General features: G+C 60.1%; 7 protein-coding genes. 2 read left to right on the forward strand and 5 right to left on the reverse strand.

Annotation, left to right across the window (positions count from 1 at the left end; translation table 11 throughout):
- Window positions 1-9: 9 nt before the first annotated feature.
- Window positions 10-984, reverse strand: a complete 975-nt coding sequence (locus M2400_RS26890; protein WP_259198956.1) for a FecR family protein — start codon at window positions 982-984, stop codon at window positions 10-12.
- Entirely contained in the window at window positions 981-1,493 is a 513-nt protein-coding gene (locus M2400_RS26895) for a sigma-70 family RNA polymerase sigma factor (protein WP_259198957.1), read from the reverse strand. The genes M2400_RS26890 and M2400_RS26895 overlap by 4 nt, the downstream gene beginning before the upstream one ends.
- A gap of 157 nt (window positions 1,494-1,650) precedes the next feature.
- Between M2400_RS26895 and M2400_RS26900 the strand changes: the two genes are divergently transcribed.
- The gene (locus tag M2400_RS26900) at window positions 1,651-2,238 is read left to right on the forward strand and encodes a hypothetical protein (protein WP_177116220.1); all 588 of its coding nucleotides are present in this window, start codon (window positions 1,651-1,653) and stop codon (window positions 2,236-2,238) included.
- Window positions 2,239-2,259: 21 nt separating this feature from the next.
- Here M2400_RS26900 and M2400_RS26905 read toward each other — a convergent pair whose 3' ends face one another.
- From M2400_RS26905 to M2400_RS26915, 3 genes are all read right to left on the reverse strand, one after another.
- Entirely contained in the window at window positions 2,260-2,727 is a 468-nt protein-coding gene (locus tag M2400_RS26905) for an SRPBCC family protein (protein ID WP_177078145.1), read from the reverse strand.
- Between the two features lie 92 nt (window positions 2,728-2,819).
- Complete coding sequence (gene mrdA, locus M2400_RS26910; RefSeq protein ID WP_177048786.1) at window positions 2,820-4,712, reverse strand: penicillin-binding protein 2; 1,893 nt, start codon at window positions 4,710-4,712, stop codon at window positions 2,820-2,822.
- 196 nt (window positions 4,713-4,908) lie between these two features.
- Window positions 4,909-6,324 (reverse strand): aldehyde dehydrogenase family protein, encoded by a 1,416-nt coding sequence (locus M2400_RS26915; RefSeq protein WP_259198958.1) that lies wholly within the window; start codon window positions 6,322-6,324, stop codon window positions 4,909-4,911.
- A gap of 101 nt (window positions 6,325-6,425) precedes the next feature.
- Here M2400_RS26915 and M2400_RS26920 point away from each other — a divergent pair, with 101 nt between their 5' ends.
- A complete protein-coding gene (locus M2400_RS26920; protein WP_177048789.1) occupies window positions 6,426-7,316 on the forward strand; it encodes a LysR family transcriptional regulator in 891 nt (296 codons plus the stop codon).
- Window positions 7,317-7,441 lie beyond the last annotated feature (125 nt).

Below are 7,441 nucleotides of genomic sequence, written 5' to 3' on the forward strand. Positions count from 1 at the left end.
CCCATCGGCCTAACGCAGGTCAATCAGCGTGAGCCATGAACCATAACGGCTGATGTGCAGCGGGAAGGTTTGTGCGAGGGATTGCAGGGTCTGCTCCGGATCATCCAGGGGGAACACGCCGTAGATCCGCAGCTTCGCCGCTTGCGTGCTGAGGCGCAGTACACCCCGGCGATAGGGCCGCAGGGCGTCGATCAACAGGCCCAGTGGTTCATCCCGCATCTCAATACGGCCGTCGCGCCAGTCCACCCGGCTGCGCAGCGACATCGGCACCGCGCGCACCTCAACGTCACTGAACCATGCGGCCCCCCCCGCCGCTACCCGGCGCTGGCTGCCACCAAGGGTGGCGACTTGAACGCTGTGCAATTGCACCGATGTCAGGCTGCCGACCGCTTCCTGGCTGACCATGAACTGTGTGCCGAGGGCCTGCACTTCGCCTTGGGCGGTGGCGATCACAAACGGTCGGCGGGGGTCGCGTGCCACGTCGACAAACACCTGGCCTTCACGCAGGCGCACCAGGCGGCGTTGCTCGGTGAACTGGATATCCACCGAGCTGCGGGCGTTCAGGGTCAGGCTGCTGCCATCTGCCAGTTGAAAGGTACGGCGCTCGCCGGTCGCGGTGCGTCGATCGGCCCACAGCCCACTGATCGGCTGGGTTCGATCAAAGATCGCGGCGCCGCTCACACCAAACAGCACCAGGGCCAACCCGCTGCGCAAGACCTTGCGCCGTGATGCTGAATCCGGCGTTGACAGTGCCTGTGCGGCGGCGTGCATATGGCCCGGACTGTGGGCATCGATACGCTGCAAATCGGCAATCGGCTGCTGTAACAGGCTACCAACCCGCTCCCAGGCCACGCCGTGTTGCGGGCTTGCAACTATCCAGGCCTCGAAGGCCTGGCGCAGGTCCGGATCATCGCCGCCCGCTTCCAGGCGCAGCAGCCAATCGACAGCGGCGCGGGTGCTGTCATCGACCTTGGGCCCGCTCATGTGAACTCCGCCGATTCCGCCAGGCAATGCAGGAAGGCCCGGCGCAAATCACGCTCTACGGTGGCCAGCGAAACACCCAATTGCGCCGCGATCACTGGCTGGGACAACCCTTCCAGACGGCTGAGGACAAAGGTTTTACGTACCCGTGCGGGTAAGCCGTGAAGCAGGCGATCAATGCTTTCCAGCGCCTCGCGTACCAGCGCCAGGTCTTCCTCCGAGGGCGTGAAGCAGTCCGGCCATTGCGCCAGGCTGTCGAGATAGGTTTGCTCCAGCCGCTTGCGTCGCCAGAAGCTGAACAGCAGGCGCCGCGCCACCGTGCTGAGGAAGGCGCGGGGCTCGTCGAGTTGGGTCAGTTGCCGAGCATCCAAGAGCCGGATGAAGGTGTCCTGGGTCAGGTCGGCGGCGTCTTGCGGGCACTTCAATTGCCGATACAACCACGCACGCAACCAGCGATGGTTATCGTCATAGAGAGTTGCCAGCAGGACCTTGGGATCAGTAGGGGTGGACACGCAGAACTGCCGGACGCTAATGATAATTCATCTCATTATCTGCGGGACCTATGGCGCAATGCAACCACTCATGCGTAGCGGTCGACCAGCGCAGTGAATTTGCGAATGTCAGACTCGCCACTAGACTCAAGACTCCTCTCACATGGAAGTCCATTCAATGAACGTATTCCGCCCTCTTCGCCAGGCGATTGCCCTGGCAACCCTGCTGTCCGCTGGCGCCCTGACGGCACATGCCGCCGATATCCCGCTGTCCAAGTCCCTGGAGGCCGACGAGGTGACCACCAAGGTGCTTAAAGTGGATGCCGCCAATCATCAGGTGGTGCTCCAAGGCGCCGAAGGTCGTGAGGTGCATGTACAACTCAGCGACCAGGCCAAGGACTTGGGGAATCTGAAGGTCGGCGATCAGGTCAAGGTGCTGGTGACCCACTCGGTCGCCGCCGTACTGGACACCGACATCGACAAGAGCGCACCGGACGCCACCGAGAAAACCGGCGTGCTGCGCGCCACCGCAGATAACCCGAACCCGGGCGGTGCTGCCTTCCGCCAGGTGCAGGTACAGTTAAAGATCACCCATATCGACCTGGCGAAAAACCAGGTGACCCTGGAAAACCCGGCGGGCCAGAGCAAAGTGCTGACCGTGGAAAAACCGCAAATCCGCGCCGGCCTCAAAGACCTCAAGGTCGGCCAAAGCGTGTTGGTGACCTACACCGACACCCTGGAAATCAGCACCGCCCACGAAGGCTGACGGCTGTGGCGTCCCATCAGCTCAAGGCTGATGGGATTTCGCCAGGTACTCTTCGATATTGTTCATCTGATCGTCCCAGCCTCGGGAGTTCTTCTTGTAGGCTTTCTGGCGGCGAGCGTCGGGAATCCCGTCAAAACCTGACTCCACCACCCGCAACAGGATGCCTTCGGCGTGATCCTCAAGGGTGAATTCCACCAGGGTGGGGGTTTCCGTGTCGTAATCCACGTCGTTGTCTACGGCGTAGGGATGCCAGCTGAAAGAGAACCGCGCCTGTGGCTCAAGGCGCTCGATTTTCGCCTTCCACACCACGTGCTCGTAACCGGGGTACGTGATCGGGGCTTCAATGGCCCGACCCGGTGCGAACTGCTTGCCCTTGAGGGCGATGCCAAACCAGTTGCCGAATTGCTCGGCGTCGGTCAGTGCTTCCCAGACGCGTTGACGTGGAGCGTTGAGCAGGACTTTGCGTTTGATTTCATTTGATTCGTGCATGAGACACCTCCTGTATTGACAGTAGGCGACATCGACCAATGCGCAACCTTTAAAAAGGGATGGGGCATGACCGGCATCATGCCCTCGTAGCGTCAGACGTGAGGATCACCCGGCGCCTTGCTGGGGGTCGCGTACTGCGGCTTCAGGTGGCCTTCCTGATCGAGCAGCCAGGCGTCCATGATCTGGCGCACCACCGGACCCGCCACCCGGCCACCGGCCTCGCCGTTTTCGATCATTACTGAAATCACGATGCGCGGGTGCTCCGCCGGAGCGAAGCCGACGAACAAGGCGTTGTCTCGGTTGCGCTCCAGAGTCTTGAGGCGGTTGTAGCGCTCGCCCTGCTTGATCGCCACCACCTGCGCGGTACCACTCTTGCCGGCAATCCGGTATTGCGCGCCGGCCGCCGCCGCCCGGGCGATACCACGTGGGTCATGCATAACCAACTGCATGCCGTGGTTGACCTGCTCCCAATCGCGCGGGTCTTTGAGGACGACGTTGGGCATCGGGTTTTCATCCACCGGCGCCACGCCGTTGATGGTCTTGGCCAGGTGCGGTCGGTTCCACACGCCTTTGTTGGCGATCAGCGCAGTGGCCTGGGCCAGTTGCAACGGGGTGACCTGCATGTAGCCCTGGCCGATGCCGAGGATCACGGTTTCACCCGGGAACCACGGTTGGCGCCGGGTGGCGCGCTTCCAGGCCTGGGACGGCATCAAGCCGGCTGACTCTTCGAACATGTCCAGGGAGACTTTCTGGCCGAGGCCGAACTCGGCCAGGTAGTCGTGCAGGCGGTCGATGCCCAGCTTGTGGGCCAGGTCATAGAAGTAGGTGTCGTTGGAGCGCATGATCGCCGCGTCCATGTCCACCCAGCCGTCGCCGCTGTGGTTCCAGTTGCGGTATTTGTGGTCGAAGTCCGGGAGTTGGTAGTAGCCGGGGTCGAAGACGCGGGTCTGGGCGGTGACCACCCCGCTGTCGAGGCCGGCAATCGCCACTTCCGGCTTGATCGTCGAACCCGGTGCGTAGAGCCCGCGCAGCACGCGGTTGAACAGCGGCCGGTCGAGGGAGTCGTGAAGCGCGGCGTATTCCTTGAAGCTGATGCCGGTGACAAAGAGGTTCGGGTCAAAGCTCGGCTTGCTGACCATCGCCAGGACTTCGCCGGTGGCCGGGTCCAGTGCCACCACCGAACCGCGACGATCACCGAGGGCTTCTTCGGCGGCTTCCTGGAGTTTGACGTCCAGGCTCAGCACGATGTTTTTGCCAGGGATCGGGTCGGTATGCTTGAGCACCCGCAGCACACGGCCCTGGGCGTTGGTTTCAACTTCTTCATAGCCAACGTGGCCATGCAACTCCGACTCGTAGAAGCGCTCGATCCCGGTTTTACCGATGGACTGCGTACCTCGGTATTCCACCGAGTCGAGTGCCTTGGATTCTTTTTCGTTGATCCGGCCTACGTAGCCGATGGAGTGGGCAAAGTGCGCGCCCAGCGGGTAATGGCGGACGAACTGAGGCTCGACGTCTACGCCCGGCAGGCGGAATTCGTTGACGGCCAGCACGGCGATCTGTTCTTCGGTCAGCTCGTAAAACAGGGTGACGGGCACGAAGGGATGACGCGCCTGCTTCAGCGCTTTATCAAATACGCCACGGTCTTCGGCGGGCAGGTGCAGGAGGCTGACAATGGCGTCCAGTTCTCCCTTGAGGTCGGTTGTGCGCTCACGGGTGATAATCAGGTTGTAACTGGGGCGGTTGTCGGCGAGGACCACGCCGTTGCGGTCATAGATCAGGCCACGCGTCGGTGTAATCGGCAGGACATGGACGCGGTTGTTTTCGGAAATGGTGGAGTGATAGTCGTACTGCACCACCTGCAGGAAGTACATCCTGCCAACCAAGGCGCAGGTGATGCCGATCACCAGCAGTGCACAGGCCAGCAGCCGCTTGTTGACCAGTCGGTTTTCGTTTTCGTGATCCTTGATCGGTATCGGTTCAGGCATTTCTACAGCATCTCGTTGAATAAGGTCGACGCCGCTTCCTGCGGAGGAGAAATCAATCCCTGGGAAAATGTGCTGCACCATACCAAAAATGCAGAAACACTTTGCATCGATTTCCCTGAACGGTGTGCTTATGGAGCCTGTTCATGCACTTTGGTTTGGGGCGTTGACCTTATTCATGCGTTTTTATGCTGAGAACTCAACTCAGGATCGACTTGGGCTCCAGGAAAGCTTCCAGGCCGAATGTCCCGTACTCGCGGCCGATACCCGATTGTTTGAAACCGCCAAACGGTGCAAATGGTTCGTGGGCCAGGGTATTGATCAGGACTCGGCCGGCGTCTATGTGGCTGGCCAGCCTGCGGGCGCGTTCGGGATTCGATGAGAGGATGTACGCCTGGAGGCCGTAGGGCGTGTCGTTGGCGATGGCCAGTGCTTCGTCCTCGGTTGTGTAGGTAATGATCGATAGCACCGGGCCGAAGATTTCCTCACGGGCGATGGTCATTGGGTTGGTCACACGGCTGAATACAGTTGGTTTTACGAACCAGCCAGCGTTGATGCCTTCTGGCAAACCGGGGCCACCGGCCAATAGATGAGCCCCCTCCTGGGTGCCGATATGGATGTAGCGCTGCACCCGCTCCCATTGTTTCTGACTGACCATCGGACCGACCGCGGTGGCCGGATCACGAGGGTTGCCAGCCTTTACCCTGGCTACCTCCTCGACCATCAGCGCTTCAACTTCAGCCAGGCGAGTTTCAGGTACCAGGATTCGGGTGCCGGCAATGCAGGCCTGGCCGCTGTTCATGAAGCCGGCCTGAAGTGCCATGGGCACGGCCGTCTTGAGGTCTGCATCATCGAGAATCAGCACTGGTGATTTGCCGCCCAGTTCCAGGGTGACGCGCTTCAGGGTCTCGGCGCCAGTACGCAGGATCGTTTTGCCGACAGCGGTGGAGCCGGTGAAGGAGACTTTTGCGATGTCGGGATGAGCGCTCAATACGGCGCCTACGGTTTCGCCACGGCCGGTGACGATGTTGAACACGCCGGGAGGCAGCCCCGCTTCATGGAGTGCACGGGTGACGATAGAGGTCTGGATGGCGCTCATCTCACTCGGTTTGATCACCGCAGTACAGCCTGCGGCCAATGCGGCGCCGAGCTTTGCGCAAATGAAACCGGCGTTGCTGTTCCAAGGGGTGATCAATCCGGCTACACCCAACGGCTGCATGACTACTTCGGCGATGCCGATGCGACGGGAGAAGTTGTAGTTCTCAAGCACTGAAGCAGCATCCTGCAGGACGCTGGCGGCGTGCCTGGCCATCCATCGGGCACGGGATAGCGGGGCACCGTATTCCTCGATGATTGCATCGGTGAGTTCGTCCTCTACGGACTCAACGGCTGCGTGCATACGTTTGAGATAGCCGATCCGAACTTCCTTCGGGCTTTGGGAGAACTCGGTAAACGCTCGCTTGGCGGCAGAGATAGCCTCCAGGGCGTCCTGTTCATTTGCCAATCGAACCTGGCCAATACTCTGGCCTGTAGCCGGATTGAACAGGTCAAAAAGCTCTTCGCCATGAGGTGTGACAAAGGCGCCATTGGTGTAAATCTGGTTGATGTGGTGCATAGGTCCTCCGGGACGCTGAGCTAGTGCGTCCTACGGTAAGTCACTATGATTCAGCTGATAAGCCGGACAAATCGGCATGAGTTGATGAGTAATTCAGGACAATGAATACATCCGGACTTAATGAACTGGAAGCCGTATTGGCCGTGGCGCGGCATCGCAGCTTTCGTGCTGCGGCGACCGAGTTGAATGTATCCACGTCGGCGCTGAGCCACTCCATCGCAGGGCTTGAAGCGCGGATGGGGGTGAGGCTGTTCAATCGCACGACGCGCAGTGTGTCGTTATCCGAAGTGGGCGCAGAGTTTGTCGAGACGATTACCCCGGCGCTGTTGAGCATTCGCACAGCTTTGGAACAGGCGGGAAATCGCAGCACGGAACCCACCGGTACCTTGCGCCTGAATACCTCGGCGGGTGCGGCAAAACAGGTGATGCCCCTGCTACTGGAATACCTGCGGCGTTACCCACGGATGAAGCTGGATATCGTTACTGAGGGACGCCTGGTGGATATCGTGGCACAGGGATTTGATGCAGGGATCCGACTCGGGGATACAGTGCCTCAAGACATGATTGCGGTTGATATCAGCCCTGCCCAGCGGTTTGCTGTATTGGGTAGCCCGGACTATTTTGCCAGCCACCCAACCCCCCTTAGTCCCCTGGATTTGCGCGCCCATCGCTGTATTCGCAGCCGAATGCCCAGTGGCGCGATCTATCACTGGGAGTTTGAGCGCCATGGCGAAGCGATTGCTGTGGAGGTGCAGGGTGCTTTGACTCTGGATAACCCGACTCTGATGCTCGAGGCTGCCAGGGCGGGGCTGGGCTTGACCTATCTTACCGAATGGAATGCAGCCGCAGATTTGGCGAAGGGGACGTTAGTGCGCGTGCTGGAAGAATGGACACCGTCTTTTGACTGCTTGCGTCTCTATTATCCAGGGCGGCGTCATGTGCCGGCCGGGTTAAGGGCGCTGATTGAGTTGATCCGGGAGCAAAGTTTTTAGGCCACTTGGTTGTGAAATTTTCGACCGCCCAAAACAAAACCCCTGATTGCGTTAGCAATCAGGGGTTCTGGAATTTAATCTTGACGATGACCTACTCTCACATGGGGAAACCCCACACTACCATC

Source organism: Pseudomonas sp. BIGb0558 (assembly GCF_024807515.1).
Lineage (GTDB): Bacteria > Pseudomonadota > Gammaproteobacteria > Pseudomonadales > Pseudomonadaceae > Aquipseudomonas > Aquipseudomonas yamanorum_A.

Excerpts from the sequence above, each read along its gene's own strand:
- M2400_RS26890 (WP_259198956.1), bottom strand. The coding sequence starts at position 984 with ATGAGCGGGCCCAAGGTCGATGACAGCACCCGCGCCGCTGTCGATTGG.
- M2400_RS26900 (WP_177116220.1), top strand. The coding sequence starts at position 1,651 with ATGAACGTATTCCGCCCTCTTCGCCAGGCGATTGCCCTGGCAACCCTG.
- M2400_RS26905 (WP_177078145.1), bottom strand. The coding sequence starts at position 2,727 with ATGCACGAATCAAATGAAATCAAACGCAAAGTCCTGCTCAACGCTCCA.
- mrdA (WP_177048786.1), bottom strand. The coding sequence starts at position 4,712 with ATGCCTGAACCGATACCGATCAAGGATCACGAAAACGAAAACCGACTG.
- M2400_RS26915 (WP_259198958.1), bottom strand. The coding sequence starts at position 6,324 with ATGCACCACATCAACCAGATTTACACCAATGGCGCCTTTGTCACACCT.
- M2400_RS26920 (WP_177048789.1), top strand. The coding sequence starts at position 6,426 with ATGAATACATCCGGACTTAATGAACTGGAAGCCGTATTGGCCGTGGCG.